The organism is Pseudomonas sp. B21-021 (assembly GCF_024749205.1).
Taxonomy (GTDB): Bacteria; Pseudomonadota; Gammaproteobacteria; order Pseudomonadales; family Pseudomonadaceae; genus Aquipseudomonas; species Aquipseudomonas paraglycinae.
Genome location: NZ_CP087192.1, coordinates 4,814,763 through 4,830,531 on the forward strand (window position 1 = coordinate 4,814,763; position 15,769 = coordinate 4,830,531).

The 15,769-nt window shown below is 61.2% G+C and carries 12 protein-coding genes, 6 tRNA genes and 1 pseudogene; 6 read left to right on the top strand and 13 right to left on the bottom strand.

Features of this window, described 5'->3' with window-relative positions; all coding sequences use genetic code 11:
- Positions 1-31: 31 nt before the first annotated feature.
- From LOY31_RS21535 to LOY31_RS21560, 6 genes are all read right to left on the bottom strand, one after another.
- Positions 32-107, bottom strand: a tRNA-Gly gene (locus tag LOY31_RS21535).
- Between the two features lie 2 nt (positions 108-109).
- Positions 110-185 (bottom strand) — tRNA-Glu (locus LOY31_RS21540).
- Between the two features lie 58 nt (positions 186-243).
- A tRNA-Gly gene (locus tag LOY31_RS21545) sits at positions 244-319 on the bottom strand.
- Positions 320-322: 3 nt separating this feature from the next.
- Positions 323-398, bottom strand: a tRNA-Glu gene (locus LOY31_RS21550).
- Positions 399-502: 104 nt separating this feature from the next.
- Positions 503-578 (bottom strand) — tRNA-Gly (locus tag LOY31_RS21555).
- A gap of 2 nt (positions 579-580) precedes the next feature.
- Positions 581-656, bottom strand: a tRNA-Glu gene (locus LOY31_RS21560).
- A 388-nt stretch (positions 657-1,044) separates the two neighbouring features.
- Between LOY31_RS21560 and LOY31_RS21565 the strand changes: the two genes are divergently transcribed.
- The gene (locus LOY31_RS21565) at positions 1,045-1,803 is read left to right on the top strand and encodes a hypothetical protein (protein ID WP_011335462.1); all 759 of its coding nucleotides are present in this window, start codon (positions 1,045-1,047) and stop codon (positions 1,801-1,803) included.
- A 512-nt stretch (positions 1,804-2,315) separates the two neighbouring features.
- On the opposite strand, the gene LOY31_RS29515 is transcribed toward LOY31_RS21565, so the two are convergent.
- The 4 genes and pseudogenes from LOY31_RS29515 to LOY31_RS21580 form a co-directional block, all read right to left on the bottom strand.
- Positions 2,316-3,197 carry a methyl-accepting chemotaxis protein gene (locus LOY31_RS29515; RefSeq protein WP_371857318.1) on the bottom strand — a complete coding sequence of 294 codons (882 nt, stop codon included), beginning with the start codon at positions 3,195-3,197 and terminating at the stop codon, positions 2,316-2,318.
- Positions 3,177-4,280: pseudogene (locus tag LOY31_RS29520) on the bottom strand (HAMP domain-containing protein); the annotation flags it as partial. The gene LOY31_RS29515 and the pseudogene LOY31_RS29520, both read right to left, overlap by 21 nt.
- 108 nt (positions 4,281-4,388) lie before the next feature.
- Positions 4,389-5,789, bottom strand: coding sequence for a PLP-dependent aminotransferase family protein (locus LOY31_RS21575; RefSeq protein WP_258712178.1), 1,401 nt, complete (start codon positions 5,787-5,789; stop codon positions 4,389-4,391).
- A 195-nt stretch (positions 5,790-5,984) separates the two neighbouring features.
- Positions 5,985-6,746 carry an SDR family oxidoreductase gene (locus LOY31_RS21580; protein ID WP_007917441.1) on the bottom strand — a complete coding sequence of 254 codons (762 nt, stop codon included), beginning with the start codon at positions 6,744-6,746 and terminating at the stop codon, positions 5,985-5,987.
- Between the two features lie 228 nt (positions 6,747-6,974).
- On the opposite strand from LOY31_RS21580, the gene LOY31_RS21585 reads away from it, so the two are divergent.
- Positions 6,975-7,979, top strand: coding sequence for an NADP-dependent oxidoreductase (locus LOY31_RS21585; protein ID WP_085730437.1), 1,005 nt, complete (start codon positions 6,975-6,977; stop codon positions 7,977-7,979).
- A 52-nt stretch (positions 7,980-8,031) separates the two neighbouring features.
- On the opposite strand, the gene pyrF is transcribed toward LOY31_RS21585, so the two are convergent.
- The gene (gene pyrF, locus LOY31_RS21590; protein ID WP_007960372.1) at positions 8,032-8,730 is read right to left on the bottom strand and encodes an orotidine-5'-phosphate decarboxylase; all 699 of its coding nucleotides are present in this window, start codon (positions 8,728-8,730) and stop codon (positions 8,032-8,034) included.
- Positions 8,731-9,025: 295 nt separating this feature from the next.
- Here pyrF and LOY31_RS21595 point away from each other — a divergent pair, with 295 nt between their 5' ends.
- The 4 genes from LOY31_RS21595 to LOY31_RS21610 all read left to right on the top strand — a co-directional run bounded on the left by LOY31_RS21595 (position 9,026) and on the right by LOY31_RS21610 (position 13,128).
- Positions 9,026-9,775 carry a response regulator gene (locus tag LOY31_RS21595; RefSeq protein ID WP_085607468.1) on the top strand — a complete coding sequence of 250 codons (750 nt, stop codon included), beginning with the start codon at positions 9,026-9,028 and terminating at the stop codon, positions 9,773-9,775.
- Complete coding sequence (locus tag LOY31_RS21600; protein WP_258712179.1) at positions 9,775-10,824, top strand: cell wall metabolism sensor histidine kinase WalK; 1,050 nt, start codon at positions 9,775-9,777, stop codon at positions 10,822-10,824. The genes LOY31_RS21595 and LOY31_RS21600 overlap by 1 nt, the downstream gene beginning before the upstream one ends.
- Before the next feature lie 110 nt (positions 10,825-10,934).
- Positions 10,935-11,792 carry an EF-hand domain-containing protein gene (xopAW, locus tag LOY31_RS21605; RefSeq protein ID WP_179694085.1) on the top strand — a complete coding sequence of 286 codons (858 nt, stop codon included), beginning with the start codon at positions 10,935-10,937 and terminating at the stop codon, positions 11,790-11,792.
- Positions 11,793-11,985: 193 nt separating this feature from the next.
- Entirely contained in the window at positions 11,986-13,128 is a 1,143-nt protein-coding gene (locus LOY31_RS21610) for an IS481 family transposase (RefSeq protein ID WP_408980456.1), read from the top strand.
- 606 nt (positions 13,129-13,734) lie between these two features.
- Here LOY31_RS21610 and LOY31_RS21615 read toward each other — a convergent pair.
- Positions 13,735-14,775 carry an AI-2E family transporter gene (locus LOY31_RS21615; RefSeq protein WP_007957818.1) on the bottom strand — a complete coding sequence of 347 codons (1,041 nt, stop codon included), beginning with the start codon at positions 14,773-14,775 and terminating at the stop codon, positions 13,735-13,737.
- Between the two features lie 70 nt (positions 14,776-14,845).
- Positions 14,846-15,652 (bottom strand): DUF4892 domain-containing protein, encoded by an 807-nt coding sequence (locus tag LOY31_RS21620; protein ID WP_007957816.1) that lies wholly within the window; start codon positions 15,650-15,652, stop codon positions 14,846-14,848.
- Positions 15,653-15,769 lie beyond the last annotated feature (117 nt).

The window sequence follows — 15,769 nt, forward strand, 5'->3', positions numbered from 1 at the left end:
GCTCATCACTGAGCGGCGTTTTTGTTGAATATGGAGCGGGAAACGAGACTCGAACTCGCGACCCCGACCTTGGCAAGGTCGTGCTCTACCAACTGAGCTATTCCCGCAATGGCGTCCCCTAGGGGACTCGAACCCCTGTTACCGCCGTGAAAGGGCGGTGTCCTAGGCCACTAGACGAAGGGGACAGGCTACAACTTTCACTAATAAAAACGCCGCTCTTTGCAAAGCGGCGCTTTTTGAATTTGGAGCGGGAAACGAGACTCGAACTCGCGACCCCGACCTTGGCAAGGTCGTGCTCTACCAACTGAGCTATTCCCGCAAATGGCGTCCCCTAGGGGACTCGAACCCCTGTTACCGCCGTGAAAGGGCGGTGTCCTAGGCCACTAGACGAAGGGGACACGCTACCCGGAACACATGGTGTGTGTTTCGGTGTCCAGATCCGTCTCCGAAGATTGGGTTCTGGTTTCACTCAGCACCGCCCGAAAGCGTTGCTGTTTAAAATTGGAGCGGGAAACGAGACTCGAACTCGCGACCCCGACCTTGGCAAGGTCGTGCTCTACCAACTGAGCTATTCCCGCATTGGCGTCCCCTAGGGGACTCGAACCCCTGTTACCGCCGTGAAAGGGCGGTGTCCTAGGCCACTAGACGAAGGGGACACACTACAACATTCACTCCCTGCCGCGTTTCGCTGTGTGCTTTACGCTGCAAGTGGCGCGCATTCTATGGATGGATTGAAAGGTCGTCAACCCCCAGATATAAATTTATTTAAATCAATGACTTCGACCTGCTTTACCAGCCGTTTCAGGCTTTTGCGTCGCCCGACGATTGACGCCTATATTCCGACACTCGCCAAGGCGTTATAGTCCACGGCACAGGTGATGGCAATCTGCACCCCAAGGGCCAGCATTTATATAAGCCGGTTCCTGGCCGATACAGATACAGCTTCGCCGATCCAAACCCGTCGAGCGGCGCTAGGCTCCTCTATGCCAAGCCACTACACTCGCACGCGAACCCTATAAAGAGGTCTTACCGGTGACACCACTCATGATCACCCTGCTAGTCATAGCCGGGATCGCAATCTTGATCGCCATTGGCTACATGAACCATGTGGTGGAAAACACCAAACTGGAGAAGGCCCGCACCAAGGTCGAACTCAACGACCGCCTGCGCCGTTGCGGCGAACTGACCGAAACCTTCCCCGGCCAGTTCATGACCCCGGCCCTCAAGCTGCTGCTGACCCGCCTCGAACTGAACGTCTGCCAGCGCCTGCTGAACCTGGAAAAGACCAGCGCCACCACCAAGGCCCGCATCACCGAACTGAGCGCCCTCGTCGCCCAGGGCGAATCGATCCCGGTCAACAACCCACCGGCCCCGATCCAGACCGAAGCCAAGGCCAAAGACGTCCGCTTCCTCCTCGAAGCCCTCCACGGCCAGATCACACGCGCCGCCCAGGACGGCTTCCTGCCACCGAACGAAGCCAAACACTGGATCCGCGAGGTACGCCACATCCTCGTGCTGCTGCACATCGAATTCTTCAACAACCTAGGCCAGCACGCCCTCCAGCAAAACCAGCCAGGCCAGGCCCGCCTCGCCTTCGAACGCGGCGTGCAATACCTGCGCAAACAGCAGGACCCGCAAATCTACGCCGAACAACTCCAATACCTGGAAAAACTCCTGGCCCGCGCCAACGCCCAAGTCATGGACAAGATTGCCCCGGTCGAAGGCGAAGAAAACCAACTGACTGCCGGCCTCAAAGATGTCGAGGCTGATGCGGACTGGAAGAAGAAAGTAATTTACGACTGAGTGCAGTCAGAGAGAGAAGCCACCGAGAGGTGGCTTTTTTATTGGCTGATGATCAGAAATGAATCCAAAACCGCCATCGCCAGCAAGCTGGCTCCCACGGAAAAGCAAAAGCAGCCCGCAGGCGCTTCTCGCTTCTCGCTTCTCGCTTCTCACCACTCAACACGATGAGCGTTAGCTCGAGTACCGCTCTTGACGTGCCGGCCCCATCGGAAGGCTGAGTGGAGGGATTTATCCGGGGGTGGGAGCGCAGCGACCGTGCGGCGCAGCCGCATGCATCGAGAGGAGGTGCAGCGAAGCAAACCGTAGGCGATGCCCCCGGATGAATCCCGGAACGAAGGAACACCGAGCCACAGCGAGGCGCCGAACGCAGGGGCCCAGACCTTTGGTTCCTTTGGGGCGTTTGCCAAAGGGACTCGCCGTAAGGGCGAAACCGCCAGCCGCAGCACCCGCAGAAACGGATATGAACGCAATAAAACGGGAACCTGGTCGGCCCAAAGGCCGCCAAGTCCAAATCAAAGCCGAAAATGCCCCACCATCCCCTTGAGCTCACTCCCCAACTGCGCCAGCTCAACACTCGAAGCCGCATTCCCCCGCATCGCAATCGAAGACTGATCCGCACTCGCCCGAATACTCGTCACACTGCGATTGATCTCCTCCGCCACCGAACTCTGCTCCTCGGCCGCCGCCGCAATCTGCTGATTCATCTGCTGAATCAACGAAACCGCCGCCGCAATACTCCCCAACGCACTCTCGGTCTGCAACGCATCACTCACCGCCAGCTTCACCAGCTCACCACTGCTCTGAATCTGCTGCACCGACGAATGCGCCGCTGAACGCAAGGCGCTGACCAGCCGCTCGATCTCCTCGGTCGACTGCTGCGTGCGCCGGGCCAGCGCCCGCACCTCATCGGCGACCACCGCAAAGCCCCTGCCCTGCTCGCCCGCCCGCGCCGCTTCGATCGCCGCGTTGAGCGCCAGCAGGTTGGTCTGCTCGGCGACACTCTTGATCACCCCCAGCACCGTGCCGATGTTCTGGATTTCCGCACTGAGGCTTTCGATGCTCGAACTGGCCGACGTCGCCGAATCCGCCAGTTGCTCGATCCGCGCCATGCTCTGACGCACCACCTGCTGGCCGCTTTCGACCTTGCCATCAGCGGTCTGCGCCGCGAGCGCCGCCTCTTCGGCATTGCGCGCCACATCGTGCACGGTGGCGGTCATCTGGTTCATGGCCGTGGCGACCTGTTCGGTTTCCTCTTTCTGGCTGCTGACCTCAAGGTTGGTCTGTTCAGTCACCGCCGACAGCGATTGCGCCGAACTCGCCAGCTGTTCGATCCCCGCCTGCAACCCGCTGACAATCGTGCTCAAACCCGCGCCCATCTGCTGCATGGCCAGCATCAACTGACCGATTTCGTCACGCCGGGAGACCTCGATCGTTGCGCTCAGATCACCGGCCGCAATCTGTTGCGCCACATGAATCACGCTGCGCAACGGTGCAACGATCAACCGGGTAATCACCCACGCCGCAATCAGCCCCACCAGCAACGCCAGCGCCGATGAGCCAATGATCAGCACCGAATTCTTTTTCAGTTCGCCCTGCATGGCGCCGTCTTGCGCGACATACGCCTGATCGACCCGCGCCACGACTTCGTCGGCCCGCTGGTGCAACTGCTGGTAGACAGTCTTTTCCTGGGCCAGCAACCCGGTGTACTCGGCAAGCTTGTCGCTGAAACCGGCAATGTGCCCGGAGACCTCACTGAGCACCGTCAGGTAACCCTCGTCCTTGACCGTAGACTTGAGCTGCTCAGCCTGGGCCTGGGCTTGCGCAGCCTGCTCGATATTGCCCTGGCCGGCGCTGTCGTCACCCTTGCGGCTTTGATCCAGGCGCACCCTCGCTTCGTTCATCGCCTGCAACATCAAGCGTGAGACCTGACTGACCTGTCCGGCCTGCTCGATGAATTGCGCCCCGTCCTTGCCCTCGCTGTCTTTCAGGGTGTACGCGCCGTCGTCGGCCAGACCGGCCTGCAACACATCGAGATTGTTGGCGACGCTGGACACCGACCAACTGGCCATTTCCAGCGCCAGGTCCTTGGCCTGGGACAACGAGACGAACTCATCGAATGCCTTGCGGTACGCGCCCAATGACTGTTGGACGTCGTTCATGACCGACTCATTGCCCGGCGACAAAATCTTGAGTTGGTCGGCCATGGCGATCAGACCGTCGACCCCCTCGTGCAAGGCATCAACGGTTTTCGGGTTGCCGTGCAAGGCGTAGTCCTGCTCCAGCAGCCGCACCTTGAGCAGGCCACTGTTGAGCGACGACATCTGTTTGAGGCCGTCGAAACGCTGACTGATGGTTTGCAGGGACCAGACGCCAATGGCTGCCACCAGTGCAGTCAGCAGCAACACCAGCACAAACCCGATACCCAGTTTTTTTGCCATACCGAGGTTGGCAAAACGTCCTTGCACGGCCGAAATCATTGCGCGTAGTCCCCTGCCATAGTCTGTTGTCGAAGATTCGCAACGGCCTTGAACCAGCACAAGTCTCTGGCGTCGGAATAATGGCAAAAAGCTACGCACGCGTCGTTTTCAGAACGCTTGAGGTCGATCCACGGTGGTGCTGCGAAAAAACTGTCGTGCCCGGGGATCACAGGCGTAAGCCACGTTGATGCGCTGCCAGTCGCAGGCTTCGCCACTGGGGCTGAACGACGTTGCACAAGACAGCTGCACCCCGCAGCGCGAGGCATGCCTGCGCAAGTGCGCCTCATCGGCCAGCGGCGCGCGCGCCCAGATGAACAGGCCGCCCGTGGGCTTGCCGAACACTTCCCAGTCGGCATCCTCCAGGGCCTGCAAGGCCGCCGCACGATCAGTATTGAGACGCTGGCGCTGGCGCTGCACCAGTTTGCGATAGGCGCCACTGGCCAGCATTCCGGCCAGCACCGCCTCGCAAAACCTCGAGGTGCCCATGCAACTGATCATCTTGACCCGCGCCATCCGCTCGATCAGTTCGCCGTCGGCCAACACGAATCCCACCCGCAGCGAGCTGCTCAGGGTCTTGGAAAAACTGCCGACATAAATCACCCGCCCCTCGTCATCCAGCGCTGCCAGTCGAGTGCCGCTGCCGTTATGCAGGTCAGCGTAGACATCATCTTCGATCAGCCGCAGATCGTAGGCCCTGCTCAACTCCAGGATCCGTCGCGCGACGGCCGGCAGCAGGCAGCTGCCCGTGGGATTGTGGTGGTGACTGTTGATGAACAACGCTGTGGGCCGAAACTGCTGCAGCAACGCTTCGAGCGCCTCGAGATCCGGCCCGCCCGGCGTGCGGCGTACCTCCAGCATGCGCACGCCGTGCAAACGCAGGAGATCGAACAGCGGCGCATAACCGGGGGTTTCGACCACCACGCAATCACCGGCCTTGAACAGGGTACGCACGATCAGGTCCAGTCCGTGGCTGGCGCCGGCGGTGGTCATTACCTGTTCTTCAACGGCCTTGATACTCAGCAATCCCAAGCGCTTGACGATCTGTTCACGCAACGCCAGCAGCCCCAGAGGCGTGCTGTAGTTGAACAGGCTGGCCATGTCGGCGCGCGTCACCTCGCGAATCGCATAGGCGAGATCATCGGGCTCGCGCCAACTCTCTGGCAGGACGCCACTTCCCAGCGTCAAACCGCTGCGCCATCTGGCGGCGGGATCGCCCGCGCTGCGCTCCCCTTCACACCCGGAGCCATCGATCGCCTTGCAGCACCCGGGCAACGAAGCCGCCACCATGAATCCCGAGCCCTGCCGCGAGGCCAGTACCCCTTGCGCCACTAGGCGCTCGCAAGCCTCCATGACGCAGGACTGGCTGAGCAGATTGCACCGTGCGATCTCTCGCACGGAGGGCAGACGCGTCGTCGGCGGCACCTGCCCCTGCATGATCCACTCGGTCAACCCGTCAACAATCTGCTGTACGACCGGCACCATTGCCAGTCGGTCAATTCTCAATTCCATGAGCACGCAAACTCCTGTCCGTTTTGCTGGCGGCAGTAAATCACAGCCACGCCCTTGAGGCTGTGCGACAAAACCGCCAAAAGCCTCCGTTCTCACCATTTGAAACACATTGTTTAGCGGATTCACGGAACCGCTCCCAAGGCGAAAAAAAACCCGCCGGTGGGCGGGTCCTTTTTTGTATCAGTCGACGCCACCTTAGAAGGCGGTCACGCCGCCATCCACGGCCAGCGAATGGCCGGTGGTAAACGCCGCACCATCGCTGCACAGGTACAGCACGGCGCTGGCAATCTCCTCGACCTTGCCGATGCGACCGACCGGGTGCATGGCGTTGGCGAATTCGCCTTTCTTCGGGTCGGCCTCATAAGCACGGCGGAACATGTCGGTGTCGATCACCGCCGGGCATACGGCGTTGACGCGGATTTTCTTCTTGGCGTATTCGATCGCAGCCGATTTGGTCAGGCCGATCACCGCATGCTTGGAGGCGGCGTAGATGCTCATCTTCGGCGCAGCGCCCAATCCAGCCACCGACGCGGTGTTGACGATCGCCCCGCCGCCCTGAGCCAGCAGCAACGGCAGCTGATACTTCATGCACAGCCAGACGCCCTTGACGTTGACGCCCATGATCGCGTCGAACTCGTCCATCGAGCCTTCGGCCAGTTTGCCCTTCTCGATTTCGATCCCGGCGTTGTTGAAGGCATAGTCGAGACGGCCGTAGGTATTGATCACCTCGTCCATCAGATTTTTCACTTCGCTTTCGACGGTCACGTTGCAGCGCACGAAGGTCGCTTCGCCACCGGCTGTACGAATCAGCGCCACGGTGCCCTCGCCCCCGGCCGCATCCAGATCGGCCACCACCACTTTCAGACCTTCGGCGGCGAATGCCTGGGCCGTCGCGCGGCCGATGCCGTTGGCCGCGCCGGTGACGACGGCTACCTGACCGGAAAACGTCATGCTCATTGTTATGTCCTCGAATGCGGGGGGATTGATGAAGGCAGCATAGCCACAGGGGCTTGAGTGACGTCAGCACTATCAAAAGGCCGGTTAGGCTTGCATGAATCGCAGTGATGAAACCCCGCCGGGGACTATCACCGTACTGGATCAACCTGCATTCGCCCCGTGAGCCAACCTTGCGGCATCGCGCATGAAGGTCTATCAACAAGACTTCATTCAATTCGAGTGCCTGTCATGACCAACCAGACCAATCGCCAGTTCCTGCTCGCCAAACGCCCGGTGGGCGCCGCCACCCGCGAGACCTTCACCTATCAGGAAGTACCGGTCGGCGAGCCGGCGGCGGGGCAGATTCTGGTCAAGAACGAATACCTGTCCCTCGACCCGGCCATGCGCGGCTGGATGAACGAAGGCAAATCCTACATTCCCCCGGTGGGTCTGGGCGAAGTCATGCGCGCGCTGGGCGTAGGCAAAGTCGTCGCGTCAAACAATCCGGGGTTTGCCGTCGGCGACTACGTCAACGGTGCCATTGGCGTGCAGGATTATTTCCTCGGCGAGCCAAGAGGTTTCTACAAGGTCGATCCGAAACTGGCACCGCTGCCGGTTTATTTGTCCGCACTGGGCATGACCGGCATGACCGCCTACTTCGCCCTGCTCGATGTCGGCGCACCGAAAGCCGGCGACACCGTGGTGTTGTCCGGTGCAGCGGGCGCGGTCGGCAGCATTGCCGGGCAGATTGCCAAGATCAAAGGTTGCCGGGTGATCGGCATCGCCGGCGGCGCCGACAAGTGCAAGTTCCTGATCGATGAACTGGGCTTCGACGGCGCCATCGACTACAAGAGCGAAGACGTGCTCGCCGGCCTCAAGCGCGAGTGCCCGAAAGGCGTGGATGTGTATTTCGACAACGTCGGCGGCGACATCCTCGACGCGGTGCTGAGCCGCCTGAACTTCAAGGCGCGTGTGGTGATCTGCGGCGCGATCAGCCAGTACAACAACAAGGAAGCGGTCAAAGGCCCGGCCAACTACCTGTCGCTGCTGGTCAACCGCGCGCGGATGGAAGGCTTCGTGGTGATGGATTACGCCGCGCAGTACGCCAGCGCCGCCCAGGAAATGGCCGGCTGGATGGCCAAGGGTCAGCTCAAGAGCAAGGAAGACATCGTCGAAGGCCTGGAAACCTTCCCCGAGACCTTGGGCAAACTGTTCAGCGGCGAGAACTTCGGCAAACTGGTGTTGAAGGTCTGAAAACAAAGAAGGGAGCCATCGGGCTCCCTTCTTTGATGCTTCAGCTGTTCACTCAGGCCAGTTCGGCAACCACCGAGGCCAGCGCCTTGGCCGGATCCGCCGCCTGGCTGATCGGACGGCCAATCACCAGATAGTCGGAACCGGCATCCAGCGCCTGACGCGGGGTCAGGATGCGACGCTGGTCGTCCTGGGCGCTGCCCGCCGGACGAATCCCCGGGGTCACCAGTTGCAGCGACGGATGCGCGGTTTTCAGCGCAGTGGCTTCCAGCGCCGAGCACACCAGACCGTCCATCCCGGCCTTCTCGGCCAGTGCCGCCAGACGCAGCACCTGCTCCTGCGGCTCGATGTCCAGACCGATACCCGCCAGATCTTCACGCTCCATGCTGGTCAGCACGGTCACGCCGATCAGCAACGGCTGCGGGCCGCTGCGCTTGTCCAGCTCTTCACGGCAGGCCGCCATCATGCGCAGGCCGCCGGAGCAGTGAACGTTGACCATCCACACGCCCATCTCGGCAGCGGCCTTGACCGCCATCGCCGTGGTGTTGGGAATGTCGTGGAATTTCAGGTCCAGGAATACTTCAAAACCCTTGTCACGCAGGGTGCCGACGATTTCCGCGGCGCAACTGGTGAACAGTTCCTTGCCCACTTTGACCCGGCACAGTTTCGGGTCCAACTGGTCGGCCAGCTTCAGTGCGGCGTCACGGGTAGGGAAATCCAGGGCGACGATGATAGGAGTCTGGCAGGCGGACATGGATGGGCTCTCAGGCAAGTCGAAATCGGCGCGCATTGTAGCGGAACCGGCGGCGGCGCGGCACCCGATGATCGGTAAATCGTCGCGCCAACCGTGATCAGCATAGCCTTGCAGGGTATTGTGTCGAACCCGATACACAACCGACACGCCGGCAACATGCGCCCACGCTAGCCTCGCCAGCCGCAACAAGTCCTTACAGCAGCCCTTCCCGCCTCACGGCCGGACGCCTATGCTGAAACCACAACCTCGCAGCCTATCTTTGTGGTTGGCGGCCTACTGGCAGATGAACAGCCTCATGCACAACTCCCAAGCTTCCGTGAACGACGAGCAGAAAGACGACAAGCGCTGGAGCATCCGTGCCCTGATCGTCGACGATGACGTGCCGATCCGCGAACTGATGATCGACTACCTGGCCCGCTTCAACATTCACGCCAGCGGCGTCACCGACGGCGCGGCCATGCGCCAGGCGATGCAGGCCGAACATTTCGACGTGGTGGTGCTCGACCTGATGCTGCCCGGCGAGGACGGTCTGTCGCTGTGCCGCTGGCTGCGCGCAGAGTCCGACATTCCGATCCTGATGCTCACCGCCCGCTGCGAACCCACCGACCGGATCATCGGCCTGGAACTGGGCGCCGATGACTACATGGCCAAACCGTTCGAACCTCGGGAGCTGGTGGCGCGGATCCAGACAATTCTGCGCCGGGTGCGCGACGATCGCACCGAACAGCGTGCGAACATTCGCTTCGACAACTGGCGCCTGAACAGCGTCCTGCGCCAGTTGATCGCCGACGATGGTCTGGTGGTGCCGCTGTCCAACGCCGAATTCCGCCTGCTCTGGGTGTTCATCGAACGTCCGCGCCGGGTGCTCAGCCGCGAACAGTTGCTGGACGCCGCCCGTGGCCGCTCGATCGAAGCCTTCGACCGCAGCATCGACCTGCTGGTCTCGCGCCTGCGGCAAAAACTCGGCGACGATCCGAAAGCCCCGCAGTTGATCAAAACCGTACGCGGTGAAGGCTACCTGTTCGACGCGCGAGACATCGGCTGATGCGGGCGCGCTTCGACACGCTGTTCGGCCGTCTGTTCGGCGTGCTGTTGGTGGCGATCGTCCTGGCGCACTTGCTGGCCTTTGCATGGTTCCGCCTCTACGGTCCGCCGCCACCACCTCCGCCGCCGGAGTTCTCGGAAACCATCGACGGCAAACAGCCGCCGCAGGATCCACGCTACCCGCCCCGTCCGCCGCGCCCCTGGTTCGGCGGGCCGATCGTGCCGCTGACCTTCCAGTTCATCTCGCTGATCATCGCCGCCTGGTACGGCGCCAAGCTGCTGACCCGGCCGATCCAGCGCCTGAGCGATGCAGCCGAGCGCCTGAGCGAAGACCTCGACAGCCCGCCGCTGGACGAAACCGGCCCCCGGGAAGCCCGACAGGCCGCACACACGTTCAACCTGATGCAGCACCGCATCCGCGAACAAGTGCAGCAACGCGCACGAATGCTCGGTGCCGTCTCCCACGACCTGCGCACCCCGCTGTCGCGGCTGAAACTGCGCCTGGAAAACATCAACGACGACAAGCTGCAAGGCCAGATGCGCCAGGATCTGGACGACATGATCGGCATGCTCGACGCCACCCTCACCTACCTGCACGAACAACGCACCAGCGAAGCCTTGCAGTTGATGGACGTGCAGGCGCTGGTCGAATCACTGTGCGAAAACGCCCAGGATCAAGGCGCCGACGTGCAGGTCAGCGGCCACTGCGCACCCTTGCAGGTGCAACCGATGGCACTGCGCTCATGCATCAACAACCTGATGGACAACGCCCTGCGCTACGCCGGCCAAGTGCACATCGAACTGCAGGACCAGCGCGAACAGCTGCTGATCCGCGTCATCGACCACGGCCCGGGCATCGCGGCGGACAAGCGTGAAGCCGTGTTCGAACCGTTCTTCCGCCTCGAAGGCTCACGCAACCGCAACTCCGGCGGCGTCGGCCTGGGCATGACCATCGCACGGGAAGCGGCGCAACGTCAGGGCGGACAACTGACCCTGGCAGAAACACCCGGCGGCGGCCTGACCGCCGTGATCCAACTGCCCCGCCACTGATCCCGACTGTGTACCGGCCGGTACAAACCCCACATACCCACGACACCTTGCAACTTGAGGCTGCATAAGCCGGTACACCCACCGGCTTTCCAGTCCAAGGAGTGAGCCCGATGATCGGTAGCGTCAGCAACTACACGAGCTATACCAGCACCAGCAGCACCTCCACCCAAAACGCCCGCAGCCAGCAACTGCAAAAGGAACTGTTCGCCAAGCTCGACAGCAACGGCGACGGCGCGGTGGATCAGGACGAACTGGGCAGCGCCCTGTCACAAAAGTCCAACGACGGCCTGCTGGTCAGCCTGAGCAAACAATTCGGCGATCTGGACAGCGATTCCAGCGGCAGCCTCAGCGCCGAAGAAATGACCGCCATGGCCCCACCCCCACCGCCTCCTGGCGACCAGGCCCCCAACACCGAACTCGCCGACGCCCTGATCAGCGCCCTCGACGCCGACGGCGACGGCGCCATCAGCAGCGACGAACTGAGCAACGGCCTGACCAGCGCCGGCAGCACCGCCGACAGCAGCAAAATCTTCTCGGCCCTGGACAAAAACGAAGACGGCGTCGTCAGCCAGGACGAACTCGCCGCCAGCCTCACCCCACCGCCACCCCCACCGCCGCAAGCCTCCAGCGACGAACTCTTCAGCCAACTCGATGCAGACGGCGACGGCACTGTTACCGCCACCGAACTGAACAGCGCGCTGCAGGTCAGCGACAGCACCTCCTCGAACAACACCGACACCGCCGCCGCCCTGCTCAAGGTGCTGGACAGCGACAGCAGCGGCGGTGTCAGCAGCGACGAACTGAAAGCTGCACTGCATGCAGGTCGCGAACGCCCGGATGACGAACAGACCGCCAGCAATACTCAAACCACCACCGAAGCGCTGAACCGCATGATTGCCAATCTGAGCAAGCAGTACTCGCTCGAAAGCACTGCGTCGGTGGGCAAGTATTTGAATGTGGCGACTTGAGATTGGGTGAGGATTTGAGGGACGACTGAGGTTGGCTGGGTGAGTGGTTTGCTTTGACTTAGCGGTGTGTCATCAAAGCGCCCTCACCCTAGCCCTCTCCCAATGTATGTACCGGAGACATGGTGGACAGGTGTTCGGAGACATGGTGGACACTTTTAAATAGACACATTGCTCATCGCGAAGGAGATGGCCTGTGTCTTGGGAAGAGGTGTCTACCATGCAGCTTCGTTCCGAATTCGTTTTATTGGCCCGTCAAGATGGGGCCAACATCCGGCAGCTCTGCCGACGCTTTCATATCAGTCCAAGCACCGCCTACAAGTGGCTCGAACGGTACGAAACTTTTGGTCCAGAGGGGTTGCTTGACCGGTCTCGGCGACCGAAATCTTCACCCAGCCGCTGCGCTGATGCGGTCGAGAAGCAAATTCTGGCGTTGGGTGTGGAGCACACAGCGTGGGGCGCTCGCAAACTCAAGCGCATCCTGGAAGGCGATGGACACAAGATGCCCGCTGTCAGCACTGTGCACGCAGTTTTGAAGCGCCACGCGCAAGTCGATTCACAAGCGGCGAACATCAAACCGTTCATCCGTTTCGAGCATGAAGCACCCAATGATTTGTGGCAGATGGACTTCAAGGGACATGTCGGTATGCGTCATGGCCGCTGCCACCCTTTGACGATATTGGATGACCATTCCCGCTTCTCGTTGTGCATCGCCGCTTGCGCCAATCAACAACGCCAAACCGTGGAAGAACAGCTTGTTGGAGTGTTTCGCCGATACGGTCTGCCGCAACGCATGACCATGGATAACGGTTCGCCATGGGGTGACCAAACCGGGGTCTACACCGCCCTGGAAGTCTGGCTGATGAGACAGGGAATCCGGGTCAGCCACTCCCGGCCCTACCATCCACAAACTCAGGGCAAGATTGAGCGATTCCATCGCAGCTTGAAGGCCGAAGTTCTGCAGAGTCAGTGCTTCATCGACCTCATCGGAGCGCAAAAGGCCTTCGATATCTGGCGAGAAACTTACAATCAGAAGCGCCCGCATCAAGCCTTGGGAATGGGGGTTCCAGCGAGCCGCTACAGCAGTAGCCCGCTTGAATACCAAGAGACCCGGCCTGTCCTGGAGTACGCGGAAGGAGATCTGGTCAGGAAAGTTCAGGGCAATGGCGAGATGTACTGGAGAAGCAGCCAATTCCTGATCGGAAAGGCCTTCATCGGGGAGCTGATAGCGATCAGGGGAACGACAGAGGATGGCATCTACGATGTCTACTGGAGCAGACATCGCATTGCCCGAATTGACTTGATTCAACAGACCGTTGTATCAGGTAAGCGGATTTGAAAACCGTCCACCATGTCCCCGAACATGTGTCCACCATGTCTCCGGTACATACACCCAAAGGGAGAGGGAACTGACCGAGGTGATTGTGAGAGGTACGCCGACGTGAGATACCGAGGTGAACTCGGGTTTTGAAGCACATAAGTTCACTACTGCCTCCGCGCCAGCACCAACACCAACACCAACGTCAGAGTCAGCTTCCACATCAACTTCCGATTTCGCTTTGGCTTTGGCTTTGGCTTCCCACCACTCAACACAATGAGCGTTAGCTCGAGTACCGCTCTTGACGTGCCGGCCCCATCGGAAGGCTGAGTGGAGGGATTTATCCGGGGGTGGGAGCGCAGCGACCGTGCGGCGAAGCCGCATGCATCGAGAGGAGGTGCAGCGAAGCAAACCGTAGGCGATGCCCCCGGATGAATCCCGGAGCGAAGGAACGCCGAGCCACAGCGAGGCGCCGAACGCAGGGGCCCAGACCTTTGGTTCCTTTGGGGCGTTTGCCAAAGGGACTCGCCGTAAGGGCGAAACCATAAGCCGCCGTTACCGAAGAAACGGATATGTACACAGTCAACCCAAAACCTGGTCGGCCCAAAGGCCGCCAAGTCCAAAGCCTCAAACCCGAGCCTGACTCTTACTCCAATCCGTCAACAAACTATAAGCAACAGCCAAAAGCGTAGGCCCAATAAACAACCCGATAAACCCAAACGCAATCAACCCGCCAAACACCCCAAGCAACACAATCACCAACGGCAGATTCCCGCCCCGGCTGATCAGATACGGCTTGAGCACGTTATCCACGCCACTGATGATGAACGTCCCCCAAATTCCGAGAAACACCGCCATCCCGTACTCACCCTTCCAGGCCAGCCACGCCGTGGCCGGAATCCACACCAGCGGCGGCCCCATCGGAATCAGACTGAGCAGGAACGTCACGATCCCCAGCACCAGCGCCCCCGGCACCCCGGCAATCAGGAACCCGATCAGCGCCAGCACCGCTTGCGCTGCCGCCGTACCGATCACCCCATTGACCACCCGCTGCACCGTACCGGCCACCAGATCGATGTAGTACCCGGCCCGGTCACCGATCAAACGCTCCAGCAAACTGTGCACGAACGCCGCCAGCCGTGGCCCGTCACGGTAGAAAAAGAATACGAAGACAATGCTCAGGGTCAGCTCGAGAATCCCGCTGCCGATCTGTGCACTGCGCGCCAGCAACCAGTTGCCGACCTGCCCCAGATAAGGTTTGACCGTCACCATCAGGGCCGCGCCCTGCTGATCGATGCTGTTCCAGATCCCGACAAGCCTCTCACCCACCACCGGCACGCCGCCCAGCCAGCTCGGCGCCTCGGGCAGTCCGTCGACCTGCACATCCTTGATGAACGCCGTGGCATCGCGCACGTGATCGGCCAGGTTAAAACCGAGCCACACCAGCGGCCCCGCCACCAGCAACATCCAGCCCATGGTCAGCAACAGCGCCGCGAGGGATTCCCGGCCATTGAGCCAGCGGGTCAGCAAGCGCATCAGCGGCCAGCTGGCAAACGCCAGCACCGCGCCCCAGAACAGCGCCGACCAGAACGGCGCCATCACCCAGAAACTGGCACCAAACAGCACCAGCAACAGGATCTGCACCAGCAGACGATCATTATTGGGCATGTGAAATCTCGAAAAAAATCAGTCAGGCAAAGAGTAGGCGAACACGTCGAGCGTGTCCGCCAAAGACACTTTATCGCAACAGATCGATGCGCAGACCTTCGCCGTCGACACTGCCGGTTTCCATTCGCGCGGCGCGCACGCCTTGCCCGATCAGCGCCTGCCGCCAGGCCTCGGCTTTCGGCCCGGACACCGTCACCCGCAAGGTGGTGTCGAGGTTCAGGCCACGGGACAACAAGCGCAGCCAGGTGTCATCCGGATCGCCGGCGAGCTTCGGAAAGTCCAGCTCGCCAGTGCTTTTCAGTTCCCGCAGCAGCGTGGCCGAGGTCGGCAGCAGGTCACCGAGCGGTGCCAGCGCCTCGAACTGTTCAACGTGCAGATAGGCTTTGCGATTGCCCCGGGTGATGCTGTACAGCGCCACCAGCGTGTTGTCGCGCGGGGCCGCGAGCCTCAGCAGCAGATAGGCCTGCTGCTCGTCGGCACCGTACAGCTTGGCGTTGCCGAATACCTCATTGGCCCACAGGCTGCTCTCGCCGCAATCCCGGGCCTGGCACCAGAACAACAGCTGCGCATCCTGCTTTTGCAGGGCTTCGCGAGCGAGAGTGAAGGCTTCGGTGGCGGAATGTTCCGGCGGCAATTCGTAGGTCACCGAGGTGGTTTGCCCCCGGGCGCTGACCTGGCCGTCGAAACGCAACTGGCCGCTGATCTTGCGGATCGAGCCGAGCGGGTAGATCCGCTCCAGCTCCACGGCGGGGCGATAGTCGACGATCTGCGCATCGGCCACACGCGGCACGATCGGCAGGTCCTGACTGCCCGGCAGGTCGGCAGCGAATAGAAAGGGACTGAAACAGCACAGCGCCAGCAGACTGATAGATCGCATGGACAGGCTCATCGCAGGGGCATGGCCTGGGTGCCTTGAGGGCAGTTCGAAGTCGCAGCGGTGTAGAAATCCATCTTGGTTGTCTCCCATTTCAACCTGCCCAGCCTCGACAGTTGC

Coding starts and splice junctions, on each gene's coding strand:
- LOY31_RS21565 (WP_011335462.1), top strand. CDS start 1,045: ATGATCACCCTGCTAGTCATAGCCGGGATCGCAATCTTGATCGCCATT.
- LOY31_RS29515 (WP_371857318.1), bottom strand. CDS start 3,197: ATGCTGGCCATGCAGCAGATGGGCGCGGGTTTGAGCACGATTGTCAGC.
- LOY31_RS21575 (WP_258712178.1), bottom strand. CDS start 5,789: ATGGAATTGAGAATTGACCGACTGGCAATGGTGCCGGTCGTACAGCAG.
- LOY31_RS21580 (WP_007917441.1), bottom strand. CDS start 6,746: ATGAGCATGACGTTTTCCGGTCAGGTAGCCGTCGTCACCGGCGCGGCC.
- LOY31_RS21585 (WP_085730437.1), top strand. CDS start 6,975: ATGACCAACCAGACCAATCGCCAGTTCCTGCTCGCCAAACGCCCGGTG.
- pyrF (WP_007960372.1), bottom strand. CDS start 8,730: ATGTCCGCCTGCCAGACTCCTATCATCGTCGCCCTGGATTTCCCTACC.
- LOY31_RS21595 (WP_085607468.1), top strand. CDS start 9,026: ATGCACAACTCCCAAGCTTCCGTGAACGACGAGCAGAAAGACGACAAG.
- LOY31_RS21600 (WP_258712179.1), top strand. CDS start 9,775: ATGCGGGCGCGCTTCGACACGCTGTTCGGCCGTCTGTTCGGCGTGCTG.
- xopAW (WP_179694085.1), top strand. CDS start 10,935: ATGATCGGTAGCGTCAGCAACTACACGAGCTATACCAGCACCAGCAGC.
- LOY31_RS21615 (WP_007957818.1), bottom strand. CDS start 14,775: ATGCCCAATAATGATCGTCTGCTGGTGCAGATCCTGTTGCTGGTGCTG.
- LOY31_RS21620 (WP_007957816.1), bottom strand. CDS start 15,652: ATGCGATCTATCAGTCTGCTGGCGCTGTGCTGTTTCAGTCCCTTTCTA.